The 531-nt window shown below is 69.5% G+C and carries 1 protein-coding gene; it reads left to right on the forward strand.

The genetic code is table 11. The features are described from left to right. On the forward strand, positions 1-531 hold a 531-nt coding region (locus OO63_RS41115), incomplete at both ends, for an AMP-binding protein (RefSeq protein WP_033264993.1).

Here is a 531-nt window from a genome sequence, read left to right on the forward strand (position 1 = left end):
TGGTGTTCGCGGGTGAGGGGTTGTCGGGTTCGTTGGTGGCGCGGGCCCGGGAGGTTTTCCCGGGAGTGCGGATCGTCAACGGCTACGGCCAGACCGAGAGTTTCTACGCGACGACCTTCGCCCTGGAAGGGACGCAGGGCCTGGGCGAAGCGGTGAGTGCGCCGATCGGCTCACCGTTGGGCAACATGCGCACCTACGTCCTGGGGGCGGGGCTGACGCCTGTACCCCCCGGTGTGGTGGGAGAGCTGTACGTCGCCGGCGCGGTGGCCCGCGGATACCACGGCCGTCCGGGGCTGACGGCGGAGCGCTTCGTCGCCGATCCGTTCGGTCCTGCGGGGGCGCGGATGTACCGCACGGGTGACATGGCGCGCTGGACGTCGGACGGGGTCCTTGAGTACGTCGGGCGTGGCGACGCGCAGATCAAGGTGCGTGGTGCCGGTGTGTCGGTGGCGGAGTTGCGGCGGTTTGTGTCGGGGCGGTTGCCGGAGTTCATGGTGCCGTCGGTGTTTGTGGTGCTGGATCGGTTGCCGT

Source organism: Streptomyces alboflavus (genome assembly GCF_000716675.1).
Classification (GTDB): domain Bacteria; phylum Actinomycetota; class Actinomycetes; order Streptomycetales; family Streptomycetaceae; genus Streptomyces; species Streptomyces alboflavus.